Here is a 14512-nt window from a genome sequence, read left to right as displayed (position 1 = left end):
AAGGAGATGATAGTCAAGATGGAAAATGCACAACTTGAAAAGTTCAAATTGTCGACTCGTTTTTTGGATGTTACTTACGTAAACAATAAAACTGGTGCAGAAGTGATTGCCCTGCAGAATATAAATTTAAATATCAAAGATGGTGAATTTATATGTATTGTAGGGCCGAGCGGCTGTGGGAAAACCACTTTTTTAAATACAGTAGTTGGATTACTGAAGCCAAGTAAGGGAGAAATTCTATTAGATCAGCAAAAAATTGATGGTCCCGGCAAGGACAGGGCAATGGTTTTTCAAAACCCAAGTCTATTACCTTGGAGAACAGTTTTGGAAAATGTTCTCTATGGAGTTGAACTGCAAAAGCAAGTAACCACAGAGAAAAAGAAAGAGGCCAAAGAATTTATTGAAATGGTCGGTTTAAAAGGTTATGAAAATCATTATCCCCACGAATTGTCAGGAGGGATGCAGCAAAGGGTAAACTTGGCTCGAGCATTAACGGTAAACCCGTCATTAATATTACTGGATGAACCATTTTCGGCATTAGACGCACAAACTAGGGAATTTATGCAAGGTGAGTTACTTAGAATATGGGATGAGACAAAAAAGACAAGTCTTTTTATTACACACCAAATTGATGAAGCAATATTTTTAGCTGATAGAGTTTTTGTTTTTGGGGCAAGACCAGGACGTGTAGTGGAGGTTGTCGATGTTGATATACCTAGACCGAGAGATCTCCACGTGAAGCGCAGCCCTGAATTTTTAGAGTTTGTAGATCATATATGGTCCATTATTGAACAGGAGTCTTCAAAACAAGGTTTCGATAATAAAGAAAAATAATAAAGTGAAAGGAGGATAATATGACGAAGGGTACGATTCAGCTTACACAATCAAAGCATAAGATACAAAAGGCGAAGAAAATGAAAAAAGAAAAGAAGTCATTTTTTATCAGTGTTGCATCTGTTTTACTATTCCTGTCGCTTTGGGAAGTTGCCTCTCGAAATGAATGGATAAATCCATTGTTCATTAGCTCACCAATTGAAATTGCACAAGCTGCAGTTTTAATGGTCCAAGAAGTATCCTTTTGGGAAAATATGAAAGTAAGTGGTTACGAATTTATTGCAGGCTTTGTTTTAGCAATACTTATTGGAATTCCGCTTGGTGTGTTATCGGGCTGGAATTCTACCTTTAATGCTGTAGTTAACCCCTTCATTTCAGGACTATATGTGACCCCTAAAGTCGCCCTTTTACCAGTGATCATCATTGCATTCGGAATAGGACCCGCATCAAAAATTGTTATAGTATTTTTGATGGCCTTCTTTCCAATAGTGATGAGCGCTCAAAAAGCTATGTTAACATTAGATCAAAACTTAATAAAAGCAGCAAGAACATTTAGTGCAAGTGAATTTCAAATTTTTAAAACAATTGCTTTGCCTTCGACGGTACCATTCCTTTTAAACGGTATTCGCTTAGGTATAGGTCAAGGATTAATTGCTGTAGTTGTAGGTGAATTATTCGCTTCAACGGCTGGTATCGGATATCAATTGACAAGCAATGGTCAAAATCTCCAAACAGATCGCATGTTTGTTGGCGTGTTAGTCATTACGATTACGGGAATCATTCTTACTTCTTTATTAGGCATTATTGAAAGACGCTTTTCATCTTGGAAACCAGAAAATAATTAATTAAATTTACACTTTAAACGTTATTTTTCAGTATTGCAGCACAAAACGGTTACAGTGTAAAAGCTTCAAGACAATATTTCAAGTAAGCTTAAATTTGGAAAAGGTAATTGTAAACAAGTTTGTAGACAAAAGGGTTTCTATCTGAATTTTTAAACAAAGTTGATTGGAACGGAAGGTACGAGACTCCTGCGGGAAAAGCGCGTCCAAGGAGACCCCACAGGCGCCAAGAGCGCCGAGGAGGCTCCCGGACCGCCCGCGGAAAGCGAGTGCCTGGAGTGGAAATCAACGTTCATATTTTACACTCCCTCAAAAAAATGTAGGCAATCTTAATATCGAGTTTGTCTACAGTCTGAACAAAAGGTGCTTCCTATACGAAGCACCTTTTGTTTAGCATGCTTTTCAAACCTAATCCATCTTTAAATGAAGATTTCCAATCCAATCCCATATGGAATAGAATTTCTTCAGCGATGATTACAGCCCAGAGTGAACACAAAGTCCTTTTCTTACTATGCCACTTCACAGCGAGATAGGAATTTTATTGAAGTTCTTACGTATCCATGATACCTTCAGGTTATAGTCAATGGTATGGGAGGAATTGGTTTTGAACACTAAAGCATTTTTATTGGCATCCATTACAGTTATTATTTGGGGATCTACATTCGCTGCTATTCGTGCAGGCTTACATGGCGGGTATTCAGCTGGTCATTTGGTACTTGTGCGTTATCTTATCGCATCAGGGATTTTTGTCCTTTATGCTCTATGGCCTGGCGTGAAATTTCGACTCCCGAAAAAAGAGGATTTGTTGAGAATATCGATCCTTGCATTTATTGGTATTAGTATTTACCATATCGGGGTGACATTCGGGGAACTTACCGTTTCGGCGGGAACCGCTGGAATGCTGATTGGTTCAGCACCCGTTTTCATCGCGATCATTGCTGCTATCGTTTTAAAAGAACGCCTCGGCTTATTCGGATGGATTGGTTTAGGAATAGGATTCACAGGGATTACCTTAATTACATTGGGTACTGCAGGCCCTTCGCTAAATATTTCTGAAGGAGCCTTTCTAGTGCTGATGTCTGCTGTTGCTTCTGCGGTGTTTTTTGTTTTCCAAAAGCCGTTGTTTAGCCGCTATAATCCGATTGAATTGACAGCTTATTTCACATGGATCGGTACAATACCATTTTTCATATTCTTTCCTGGCCTATTTCAAGAAATGCAACAAGCTACACTGGAAGGTCACTTGTCAGCGATTTTTGTTGGTATTTTCCCAGCAGCCATCGGTTATGTTACATGGGCAGTCGCACTCTCGTTAGGAAAGGCCAGCTCCGTATCTAGTCTGTTATACATTGAACCTGTAATTGCCATTTTCATCGCATGGGTTTGGCTGCAGGAGGTACCCAGTACTCTTTCGGTCATAGGCGGCGTGATTGCGATATTAGGGGTCCTTGTCGTTAATGGGTTCGGAAAGTACAAATCAGTGATGAAAAAAGCAGCATGAAAACGTTTTTCCAAACACGGGAAAGCGGGAGTTGGAGATGAAATGATGGATATAAAGGATGCAATGTTTTAAAGAAAAGTGGGGAGGTAAAATTGGTAAAACGAAAATTCATGGATACAGATATGAAAGAAGCAATCGAAAAGCTGCTTGAAGTTGTTAATCATCAAATAGCTACTCGCAAGGTTGCAGACTGTGCTTGGTTTATCAAAGACTGTTTAAAGTCCTGGGAAAGTAGTCGGAAATGACATGGGATCCTAAAGATTCATGGGAGGCAATCACTTGGATATTGAACAAAGACTGTACGAAATGGTCATTGACTTAATAAAGGAAAGATACCCTGAAGGATGGGGCGGTGCAGCGGCAGTTTGGTTAGAAGATGGTACGGCTTTAACCAGCGTAGCTCCTGATATAATAAATGATTCAACAAATCTTTGTATGGAAACAGGAGCCATATTAGAGGCTCATAAATTGAATAAGAAAATTACGCATTCGATATGTGTAGTTCGTGATGATGAGAAGTCAGAATTTAAAGTGCTTTCTCCTTGTGGAATATGTCAAGAAAGGCTTTTTTACTGGGGTCCGTCAGTTAAAGTGGCAGTTAGTCTACCAAGACACGACCTAACTTTCAAAACATTAGCAGAAGTGCAACCGTATCATTGGACTGCAGCTTATGATGAATATAAGGAAAAATGGACTGAAAAATAAATTCAAGAAAGTGCAATGTCGGTTGAGTCTTTGATAGGGTGCGAGCTTATTTAGAAAAGAGAAAGGTGTTTCAGGTCTTAAAAGATATTGAGATTACGCTAATGAAAAAGAGATAATAACATCTAAATCTAAAGATAACTGGTTTTGGAAAAAACAAAATGATGATTAGAGCATGACGGTTTGAACGATTCAACATTATATTGGGCTCCAAAATAAAGGAATCCCCCCAGGTTGATGGGATCGTTAATTATACCTGGGGAATTGGATTTTTTCGTCTTTTAAATTAATTAAAATTAAATCTATTTTTAAAGTCCCAATCTAATTTAAATGAATTATTTTCACCTGTTAAAAATTTATAATCGACGTAGGATTTTTCTTTTTTAGACATTTCATCGACAAATGGGGAATAGGTACGGAAAAACAGTTTGTTCTTCTTTTCATCAAATTCTACTAGTCTTAGCCAGCCATTTCCCCCTCGATAATTCGTTTGGTAATTGACTAGCATTTGAATGACATCATTTCCTGCTGTGTTTTGTTTTACACGATGTGCTATCCCGTAATAATGTCCATTTACAGTCATGAACACTTGATTGTGGTTCTTTACAAGTTCATCCCAAATCAGTTTGCCATTAGATGACTCGACGGCATTGGTTTTATCATCCTTAAGCTTTGGAAAAATAATATCATGTGAGACGAGGATGGTGGGTTTATCTTTATGATGATTCAGAACCTGTTTTGACCATTCCAAGTCCTTATGCAAATTTTTCATATCCACTATTAAGACTAAGTATTCATAACTCCCTGCCTTAGCTATTGCATATGAGCTATACCCAGAGTGAGACGACCCCTTATAGTAATTTTTATTCGTAAAACGCTGCGGCCCATAATGTGTTAAGAAAGGATCTCCGTCAGCATAGTCATGATTCCCTGCAGCCATCATATATGGAACTTGATTTTTATCCAGATGGGAAATGGCTCCGAGGGAAATCTGCCATTGTTTTTCTGAATCACTATCGACAATGTCCCCAACAAATGTATTCATAACGATATTGTTCTTCTTAGTGTTATTGGAAATCCAGTTCATTTGGCTATTGAAAATCTCTGGATTTTGGCTTGAATATTTCTGGGTATCTGGAATGAAAAGGAAATTGTAATTCTTTTTATTCGTTAGAAAGGGTAAAGCCTTGTTTGATCCTTCAAATGGCTCATCGTCACGAGCATCCTGCACAAGCCATTCTTTTTCAGTCAAAGCCTTATTAGCAATTCTTATTTCCTGGATATTCCCTTTGAATAGAGCATTGAACTTATTTCCCCACTCAGTTGCTCCGATGTTCCAGCCTTTACCTTTAACTGCTGCAATACCTATTACTTTTTCTGATTTTCCGTAATCACTAACGCCATTCAAAGTTAAAGTCGTCGTGTTACCGTCATTAACAACCGCCAAATGGTACCATTCATCAGCATTTAATGATCGAGACCAATTGCTTACATTGTAATTTAAATTAGATGGATGGCTGGTCCATTGGATTTTTTGATCACTGGATACAGTTAAAGCAGAAAGGATTTTCTTCTCACCTTCCAATTTATTAAGATCGGCAGCCTGTCCTTGTCTAGAAAAAAGCCCCATGACACTCTTAAAATCACTTGGCAACTTAAAAATCGCTTCAATGGTAAAACCCTTATCGAATTTCTCCGAATTGATAGGTGAACCCTTTTTGGTTTCGAAATATCTCCCTGAAGGGGCGTTTTCGTAATTAGCGAACGCCAAGCTATCCACTTTTTCGAGATCATGATAATCTTCTTCAGACCATTGAATCATATTTTTTACTTCAGGCGAGGCAGGATCACCTATCGTCACTAACTCTAAATCATTTCCATGTTTGCTCGTATCTTCTATAATTAAATTACCTTTATCGATTGAACCGCTTTTAACATGTTGTTTTGTGAATTTCCAATTTGCCACGATACTGCTTCGATTATTTTCAGCAACGGAATCAGCCGACTTGGCAATACCAGGAACAATCATACATAAGAGTGAGAGACCTATTAATGCTTTTTTCATTCTCATAAAACATTCACCCCATTAATTTTGATTAAGCGATATACATTTCTTCTTTTTACTACCTGGATAATTTGTAGTGAACTAAGCCTAGGTAGATCCCGTATAAGCTGCAATATGGTATAGTTTGCTTATCTTTTTGATAACTTATTAACGATGAGTAAAAAAGACTTATTCCTACAAAATCCATTAGGAAATAAGTCCTAGTGGATTCAATTTGACTTTTTGAAGGTTCGCTCTAATCAAGGATTACTAGGTAATTGAAAATAGGATCAATATGAAGATTCAATATAAAATTGAACTTCTGACAGCCGGAAGGTAGACAAGCGATGTGCTACTATAAGGACAGTGATTCATCAAGATAACGAGGTGAAAGAAATGGTAAGAAGGAGATAGGTAGCCTCCTGAAATAGATGTGGTATTAATCTTAGGAGGCTATCTTAATTTATAGGAGATGTATGAATAATGAAACAAAACAAATATGATGATACAAATTTCTTTTCTGCGTATGAGCAAATGCCACGATCAGTCAAGGGACTTGAAGCTGCGGGAGAATGGCATGTATTAAAAGAACTAATGCCAAATCTGCGCAATAAGAGTGTACTTGATTTGGGCTGCGGTTTCGGATGGCATTGCCGATTTGCCCGTGAGCAACAAGCTAGTTCCGTGATTGGTGTGGATATTTCGGACAATATGCTTCAAAGAGCTCGTGAAAAAACGGATGACCGTTTCATTTCGTATATTAAGATGCCAATTGAAGACATCGATTTTTCCGGCTCTGAATTTGATGTGGTCATCAGTTCGTTGGCTTTTCATTACATTGAGTCGTATGAGGCAATCTGCAAAAAGGTCCATGATTGTCTAAAGCCTGGAGGCACTTTTGTTTTCTCGGTTGAACATCCAATCTTTACTTCTCGAAACGAGCAAGCATGGTATGTAGATGATCACGGAAATCATCTGCATTGGCCAGTTGACAACTATCAATCCGAAGGTGTGAGAGAAACAACCTTCTTAACCGAAAACGTAGTAAAGTATCACCGTACGATTTCAACATATATGAATGACTTGATTTGTGCTGGTTTCAGCATTAAAGCAGTAAAGGAACCGATGCCTTCAGATGAAATGTTAAAAAGTGTTCCTGAAATGTTAGATGAAAATCGAAGGCCCATGTTTTTAATCATTTCAGCAGTAAAGGAAACAATAAATTCTTTTAATGAAGGAATCAAATAAACGGGAAAAAGGCGTTTCTACGAAAGTAGGGACGCCTTTTTAGTTATTAACATTAATTTTTAAGCAATAATGCGTTGATTATCGGCTTTAATTAGGTAATGATTAAAATAGTTATATATGGAAAAGGGGATTTAGAGGAGGGAAATTGGATGGAGAAGGTATTTCCGCTTATTGAAACAGAACGATTGATTTTAAGGGAAGTAACGATAGAAGACGCGGTTGATATGTTTAAATATCTATCTGATACAGATGTAGTGAAGCCAATGGGGTTAGAACCATGCCAAACAATGAATGACGTATGCGATGAAATTAATTGGTATGAATCTATATTCCGGGAGGGTACGGGAATCAGATGGGGAATTACATTAAAGAACTCCGGTAAGGTTATAGGAAGTTGTGGTTTTCTGAATATGGTCACCAAACATCATCGAGCTGAAATTGGATATGAATTAACTAAAGATCAATGGGGAAAAGGCATTGCGAGTGAAGCGTTGGAAGCCGTCGTTATGTATGGTTATCGTCACTTTCACCTGGAAAGGATTGAAGCCTTGATTGAACCGGATAATCTCCCATCCCAAAAACTAGTGGAAAAGCAAGGGTTTAGAAGAGAAGGATTGCTAAGGCACTATGAATATACTTGTGGCAAATTCGATGATTTATATATGTACTCACTCATAAAAGAAGATCTTAATGACATCATTCATTGTGAAGACCGCTAAGTACGCGGTCACAGTTTATCGACAAAGTGGGTTTCGGAATGCAGTCATCCTGAAACCCTTTTTCAATTTTACCAAGGGGATTATTACCATTCTTTAAAAGGAGATTTTAGCGGCCTCAGACTTAAGACAAACTGCATGGTAATCAAATTTGCCTTCAGTTTTAAAGAACGTTCCAGTTGTTTTCAGAAATCAGCTTCCTTTCTCGCCGACTGTCTGCCAGTTACTCGGCAGGGGTGTCGCAAATTTTCAATCTAATAAGCGTTTCATAAAATAGTGAAAATCCATAAAGGATTAACTAGTCTTAAACATGGTTCGGGATGAGAACAGCCTAAAGTAAAAACCATTCCAGTTGATTGGAATGGAGGGTACGAGACTCCTGCGGGGAAAACGCGTCCAAGGGAGACCCCACAGGCGCAAAGAGCGCCGAGGAGGCTCCCGGACCGCCCGCGGAAAGCGAGTGCCTGGAATGGAAATCAACGTTCAAATTTACAAACCCTAAAAAAAGCGGTCTTTTTCTAAAACTGAAAAACCATAAAAAACGATTCAAGTACTAAATTTTAGTTTCCTCACTTGCTGGTATAATCTCTTTCAACCTTACAAATTCGGGTAGTGTATGACGAGTACCAATCTTTCATACCTTTTTCTTGTGCCTTCTTGTGAGCAGCATTTTCCTTCCAAATCCTTATGGCATCCAAGGACTTCCAATAGGATACGGTAATTCCTAACCCGTTTTGATCTCTTACGCTTTCGACTCCTAAATAGCCATCTTGTTGAGCGGCAAGTTCATCCATGAAATCAGCGGTTGAATTGTAACTTGTGTCATCCTTATCGCTTCTTTCAGAAGTGAAAATACAAGCGTAATAGGGCGGTTCAGGTGTATTTGCAAAAAACATGAAATAATGCCTCCTTCTAACTTAATATTCAAAATAATAACACATCCGGAAGAACATGGGGAGGGTCTGTCTCCTGATAAAGCTGATTGCAATATGAAAAGCCATTCCCGGAAAGTAACCATTTTCAGACAGCCAATGAAGGTGATGGTGGGCGTTGATCTCCAGCCAAGAAACTACCATAAGACAGAAAGTTCACTAATCCGCAGTTCATAGGAAGAAGGGATTTTTTTCTGATTCACGAATATATTAATTTGAAGGTTTTACAAAAAAAGGAGATGGTTTTCTTGTGCGGGATTCGTCAGTAAACATATAGAAAGGGGTGCATTTTTACCGAAACATCGCGAAATTCTTTTGGGAAATGCATTAAAAGATTTATCGGCAGATCCAGATGTTTTGGCTATTTACCTAGCCGGTTCATTAGCAAAAGGAAACTATGATAATTACTCTGATATCGATTTGCATACCATTGTTATACCAGAACGGAAAGCAGGTTTTTTAAAGGAAAAAAGGAATAGAGCCAATAACTGGGGATATGTTTCATTTCACGAAGACTACAATCCTTCATCACCGTACGTCGTCTCTCATTATGAGTCCTTTGTGAAAGTGGATAGCTGGTATCACTCACCTGAGGAAATGGTACCTTCCATTTGGTTAAAAGAGGTTGAAGTCCTTTATGATCCCCTAAATATTATGAGCCATGTTATTAAGGAATCCGCTAAGCAAGTGTATAAACCCTCACCGGAAGAAGTTGACCATTGGAGAGGAAAGCTGCTTGCATTTGTCCACGAAACCTACCGAGCTATTATGAGGGAAGAAATATTTCATGCACTATCCAATCTTGATAGGATACGATGGTTGATTGTGTCTGGTTGGTATATGGAAATGGAAGAACACGTAGATGGACCCTATGGAGTATGGACGAAAATCGAAGGTGAAAGAAGTAAATTAGATGAAAAGCAATTATCCCTTTTGGAGGTTGGGATTGTGGCCGTAATACAAATGAAATCATGAAAACGTTAAGAGGTATGATCCCAGAGTTCCTTAGACTTAATAAATACCTTTGCACACAAGTGGGTGTAGAAGCAAATGAAGACCATATCAAACGAATAATGGATATGGCTATCTGATACTTTTGCTAAAGGTTAAGGGACATCGTACATTTGGAGTTCAGGAAATAACATTAGTGTAATCACTTTTGGAGGGATGAATAGGTGGCAGAATTGGTATATCATGTAGCCGTTTCACAGGACAATTTCATTGCCGATCAAGCAATGTTGGAAGGGGATATCAATCATTCTTTTTTCTTATTTGAAGGAGATCATGTCCCAGACTTTTTATCTGATATCCAGCATTATGAAGCGGTGTTGATGGGAAGTAAAACATATGAATTTGGATTTCAATTCGGAGCTAAACCGGGTGAACCAGGCTATAAGGGTTTGAAACATTATATATTCTCGAGCTCCCTTCAGTTTGAATCGAATGAGGAGGTAGAACTTATCAAAGGAAACGCTGTGGCGTTTATTGAAAACCTCAAGCAGCAAGCTGACGGAAAGCTATGGCTTTGCGGGGGCGGTGAACTGGCTGGAACGTTATTAAAACATAAACTCATTGATCAATTGGTGTTGAAAGTGAATCCAGTCATTATCGGTGAAGGCATCCCTCTTTTCGGCAGCGTTAAGCCGAGTCTAAAATTAGATTTAGTTGAAATGAAACAATATCCAAACGGAGTGATCAAACCCACATATAATATTATTTATACTTAGGAATATGGCGGAGGGCTACTAAAACTTCATTCGTAAATAGCTTTCCTTCAATAGTTATGGCTGCGCTGGCGCAGCCTTTTTCTGCTGTAAATTCACTGGTCATTGGAAGTTGAACTTTTCTTAAGTGAAAAGTGAAAATATACAATGAAAATTAATTAGAAATTTATTTTTAACATATATCCTTTCAATATATCTTGGAAGGAGTGTTCTATATGGAAAAAATGTTGAAAGTATCAAAGAATTTATTTTTTACCTTCATTGCTATTATCTTATTTGTAGCTATAGCTGTTTTTATTTACCATAATTATCAGAAGGGCAAGGAATCATCATTAATTAGTGAAGGAATATCCGTTGATTTTAATAACAAAAAAATTAATGTATATACTGAAGGCAGCGGTAAGGATACATTCGTTTTTATGTCCGGTTCCGGAATTGCTGCCCCTGTTTATGAATTGAAAGGATTATATAGTAAGTTTACAAAAGAAAATAAGATTGCAGTAATTGAAAGAGCTGGATATGGAAACAGTGATGTTTTTCATGATGATAGGGATATAGATACAATATTGGAGCAAAGTAGGAAATCGTTAATGGGAAGTGGAAATAAACCTCCTTATATTTTGGTTCCACACTCAGTATCAGGTATCGAAGCGATTTACTGGGCACAAAAATACCCAAGTGAAGTAAAGGGAATTATTGCTTTGGATATTGGTTTACCGCACCAATATGTAACTCATAAAATGGGCCTGGTTGATTCATTGACTGTAAGAGGTGTGAATATTTTAACGAAAATGGGTTTGCACCGTCTTGTTCCTTCTGCTACTTATAATCCCGAAGTGATTAGGCAATCATTCTTAACGGACTATGAAAAAGAAATGTATAAAGCACTATCTTACAAACAGTTTTTTAATGATGATATGGAGCAAGAGATTTTACAGAGTTACAATAATGGGAAAAAATCAGTTAACTTGCCGGTTCCAAAAGAAACACCCATTTTATTTTTAGATGCGATTGCCGATGAAAATAAAAATTCAACATATACAAAACAAAAAAATCAAGATTATGAGGAGTTTGCAGAGAAACTATTAAAAGGCGATGTAATAAAGCTGAAAGGGACGCACAGTATTTATTTATACGAGCCTGATGAGATTTATGATCTTGCCATGGAATTTATTAAATGAATTGAAAAAAGAAAGGCCCTGTGATGAAAAGATATAATATTTTAATTGTTGAAGATGATTTGATGATTGGTGATTTATTGAAAAAAATTTTGCAACGCGAAGAGTACAATGTATGTTGGATAAAAGAAGGAAAAGATATTATGGATTTAATCCATGAGATGGATTTAGTCATTATGGATGTTATGCTACCAGGAGATGATGGCTATCAAATTACCAAGAAAGTAAAAAGTCTAGGATTAAACATTCCAGTTATTTTTCTATCCGCCCGAAATGATATGGATAGCAAACTCCAAGGTTTGACAATTGGTGAGGATTATATGACTAAGCCTTTTGATCCTAGGGAGCTATTACTAAGAATGCAGAAATTGCTGGATAATCAATATGGTACTTTCACGCAAATTAAACATTTATATATTGATGCCGAGCATAAAAAGGTATTCAATAATGACTTGCAAAATGAAGTGGTTTTTACTGCGATAGAGCGTAAAATATTTTTCTATTTATATGAAAATAGGGATCGTATTTTAACGAAAGAACATTTCTTTGAATATTTATGGCAGCTCGAAGATAGAAATCAAAATATCATTAATGTACATATAAAAAAAGTTAGAACAAAAATCAATGATAATACCGGTGAGATCATCCAAAATATATATGGAGAAGGGTATAGATTGAATACCTATATAAAGAAATGAAATTAAAGAAAAAATACCAGATATTGTTACTTATCGCCGTTATTAGCGTGCCATTCATATTACTGTTAATCAGTATCCTTATGTCAGTAATTTATGATATGGCCTTTAAAACCAAAAATAATGACATTCCTTTTCATGAATCTTTTGCATATCCTACAATGCTGGGAGTATTTATTTTATCATTATTATTGTTAGCCTTCTTATTTTCCAAATCTATTAACTCGGTATTAAATAAAATAAATATATTGAATGAAACCATCAGGAATTTAGCTAGTGATGAGGAGATTCCGAATAAATTAGAGGTTAAAGGCAATGATGAAATCGGGAAATTAACTAAATCGGTGAACTTGCTAATTGAAAGAACGACCTATCGGGAATTGGAACTAAAACAACAAAAGGAAATGAAAAAAGAACTCTTAAATAAATTAAGGCATGACATCAATACACCTTTAACAGCAGTAAGATTACAATTATTTTATTTAGAAGGTCAATATAAAGATCAAGCTCCACTATTACAATCACTATATCAACAAATAAATTATATTTCCGAATTAACAAATGAATATAATATTCAATCCACAGATGCGCTAGATAATTCTTATATCTTGAATGATGAAGTGAATATGCACGATTTATTAGAAACGATGGTTAAGAAATGGGATTATTTGTATAACATGCATGGCATTGAATTAATATATCATCCATTAAATGGAGAGTTGGAATGGATAAGTAATGACTTATGGCTCCAAAGGTTATTTGATAACGTTTTCCAAAATGTGTTGAATCACTCGAGGGCTGATAGACTTGTGATAACCATTGAAAATAATGTGGTAAGTATCAAGGATAATGGGATTGGTTTTGATATTGATAGTAAAAGTAAGGGGCTTGGCTTAAAAATAATTGAGGATATAGCTAAGACACTACATATAAAATATAATTTACAATCAAATGAAAGCGGAACTTTATTTTGTTTTACAGTCGAAAAAACGATATAAATCTCACTAAAATTCGTTATTTTGTGGTGAGGGCATCGTCAAGGGTACTTCAATATTATTCTTTTCAGATAGTTTGCCGTGTGCAACATAGTTATCTATCACTTACTTATATAAAACGATACAAAAAGGTTGCTATAGACCCACCCATTTTTAAGTTGATATTATATTCATGTACTTAATTGTGGGGGGAAGTTGAATGGAAGAACAGAAGTATAATGACCTCAAATTAGGCGAACGTGGTGCAATCATTAGTATAATTGCTTATATTTGTCTATCTATCATGAAACTGGCTATAGGATACATAAGCGACTCAGCCGCTTTAAAAGCGGATGGTTTGAACAATACCACTGATATTATCGCATCGATTGCTGTATTGATCGGTTTAAGGCTAGCTCAAAGACCCCCGGATAAAGATCATGGTTATGGTCATTGGAAAAGTGAAACGATTGCTTCAATGGTAGCTTCATTTATCATGTTTGCCGTTGGTGTACAAGTTTTAATAGATGCAGTTGCTTCCATGCTTAAAGGTGGAAAGGAATCACCTGACATTATTGCAGGATATGTAGGCGTTTTATCTGCAATAGCCATGTATTTTGTATACCGATATAATAAAAAGCTTGCTCTCAAAATTAATAGTAAAGCCGTTATGGCAGCTTCAAAAGATAATATTTCCGATGCTTGGGTAAGTATCGGAACAGCTATAGGGATTTTCGGCTCCCAATTAGACATGCCTTGGCTGGATTCCCTGACTGCAATCATTGTTGGACTATTAATATGCAAAACAGCTTGGGATATATTCAGTCAAGCCTCTCATGAACTTTCTGACGGATTCGATGAAAATAAAATTCACCTTTATAAGGATGTAATTACAAATGTGGATGGGGTCAAGGGGATAAAAGAAATTAAAGGGAGAAATTACGGGAATAATGAAGTGATTGATGTTGTCATCCTTGTCAATTCTACGTTAGATATTAAAGAAGCTCATGATATAGCGACCCATGTAGAAAAAGTGATGATGAAAGATCATGGAGTTTACGATGTTCATGTCCATGTAGAGCCCAATTAACATGAACTTTAAGGAAAACGGGCATCAATCAT

15 protein-coding genes are annotated in these 14512 nt (G+C 36.8%); 13 read left to right on the top strand and 2 right to left on the bottom strand.

Features of this window, described 5'->3' with window-relative positions:
* Window positions 1-18 precede the first annotated feature (18 nt).
* The 5 genes from QUF86_RS22850 to QUF86_RS22830 all read left to right on the top strand — a co-directional run bounded on the left by QUF86_RS22850 (window position 19) and on the right by QUF86_RS22830 (window position 3882).
* Entirely contained in the window at window positions 19-834 is an 816-nt protein-coding gene (locus QUF86_RS22850) for an ABC transporter ATP-binding protein (RefSeq protein WP_289335769.1), read from the top strand.
* Window positions 835-914: 80 nt separating this feature from the next.
* A complete protein-coding gene (locus QUF86_RS22845; protein WP_289335767.1) occupies window positions 915-1679 on the top strand; it encodes an ABC transporter permease in 765 nt (254 codons plus the stop codon).
* A 601-nt stretch (window positions 1680-2280) separates the two neighbouring features.
* The gene (locus QUF86_RS22840; RefSeq protein ID WP_289335766.1) at window positions 2281-3177 is read left to right on the top strand and encodes a DMT family transporter; all 897 of its coding nucleotides are present in this window, start codon (window positions 2281-2283) and stop codon (window positions 3175-3177) included.
* A gap of 92 nt (window positions 3178-3269) precedes the next feature.
* Window positions 3270-3422 (top strand): hypothetical protein, encoded by a 153-nt coding sequence (locus tag QUF86_RS22835; protein ID WP_289335765.1) that lies wholly within the window; start codon window positions 3270-3272, stop codon window positions 3420-3422.
* A gap of 34 nt (window positions 3423-3456) precedes the next feature.
* Window positions 3457-3882, top strand: coding sequence for a cytidine deaminase (locus tag QUF86_RS22830; RefSeq protein ID WP_289335764.1), 426 nt, complete (start codon window positions 3457-3459; stop codon window positions 3880-3882).
* Between the two features lie 283 nt (window positions 3883-4165).
* Here the strand turns inward: QUF86_RS22830 and QUF86_RS22825 are convergent, their stop codons facing one another.
* Window positions 4166-5950 carry a laminin G domain-containing metallophosphoesterase family protein gene (locus QUF86_RS22825; RefSeq protein WP_289335763.1) on the bottom strand — a complete coding sequence of 595 codons (1785 nt, stop codon included), beginning with the start codon at window positions 5948-5950 and terminating at the stop codon, window positions 4166-4168.
* 456 nt (window positions 5951-6406) lie between these two features.
* On the opposite strand from QUF86_RS22825, the gene QUF86_RS22820 reads away from it, so the two are divergent.
* On the top strand, window positions 6407-7171 hold the full coding sequence (locus tag QUF86_RS22820) for a class I SAM-dependent methyltransferase (protein WP_289335762.1): 765 nt from the start codon (window positions 6407-6409) through the stop codon (window positions 7169-7171).
* Between the two features lie 149 nt (window positions 7172-7320).
* Complete coding sequence (locus tag QUF86_RS22815) at window positions 7321-7890, top strand: GNAT family N-acetyltransferase (RefSeq protein WP_289335761.1); 570 nt, start codon at window positions 7321-7323, stop codon at window positions 7888-7890.
* A 566-nt stretch (window positions 7891-8456) separates the two neighbouring features.
* Here QUF86_RS22815 and QUF86_RS22810 read toward each other — a convergent pair.
* A complete protein-coding gene (locus QUF86_RS22810) occupies window positions 8457-8783 on the bottom strand; it encodes an antibiotic biosynthesis monooxygenase family protein (protein WP_289335760.1) in 327 nt (108 codons plus the stop codon).
* A 351-nt stretch (window positions 8784-9134) separates the two neighbouring features.
* Here QUF86_RS22810 and QUF86_RS22805 point away from each other — a divergent pair, with 351 nt between their 5' ends.
* From QUF86_RS22805 to QUF86_RS22780, 6 genes are all read left to right on the top strand, one after another.
* Window positions 9135-9794 (top strand): nucleotidyltransferase domain-containing protein, encoded by a 660-nt coding sequence (locus QUF86_RS22805; RefSeq protein ID WP_289335759.1) that lies wholly within the window; start codon window positions 9135-9137, stop codon window positions 9792-9794.
* Between the two features lie 200 nt (window positions 9795-9994).
* Window positions 9995-10546, top strand: a complete 552-nt coding sequence (locus tag QUF86_RS22800; RefSeq protein WP_289335758.1) for a dihydrofolate reductase family protein — start codon at window positions 9995-9997, stop codon at window positions 10544-10546.
* A 212-nt stretch (window positions 10547-10758) separates the two neighbouring features.
* Window positions 10759-11724: an alpha/beta fold hydrolase gene (locus QUF86_RS22795; protein ID WP_289335757.1), complete on the top strand. Its 966-nt coding sequence runs from the start codon at window positions 10759-10761 to the stop codon at window positions 11722-11724.
* A 23-nt stretch (window positions 11725-11747) separates the two neighbouring features.
* Entirely contained in the window at window positions 11748-12419 is a 672-nt protein-coding gene (locus QUF86_RS22790; RefSeq protein WP_289335756.1) for a response regulator transcription factor, read from the top strand.
* Complete coding sequence (locus tag QUF86_RS22785; protein WP_289335755.1) at window positions 12416-13414, top strand: sensor histidine kinase; 999 nt, start codon at window positions 12416-12418, stop codon at window positions 13412-13414. Before QUF86_RS22790 ends, QUF86_RS22785 begins: the two co-directional genes overlap by 4 nt.
* 196 nt (window positions 13415-13610) lie before the next feature.
* Window positions 13611-14480 carry a cation diffusion facilitator family transporter gene (locus QUF86_RS22780; protein ID WP_289316937.1) on the top strand — a complete coding sequence of 290 codons (870 nt, stop codon included), beginning with the start codon at window positions 13611-13613 and terminating at the stop codon, window positions 14478-14480.
* Window positions 14481-14512: the final 32 nt, after the last annotated feature.

Source organism: Peribacillus sp. NJ11 (assembly GCF_030348405.1).
GTDB lineage: Bacteria > Bacillota > Bacilli > Bacillales > DSM-1321 > Peribacillus.
The sequence above is the reverse complement of the archived record's forward strand: the minus strand, read 5'-3'. Positions and strand labels throughout refer to the sequence as shown.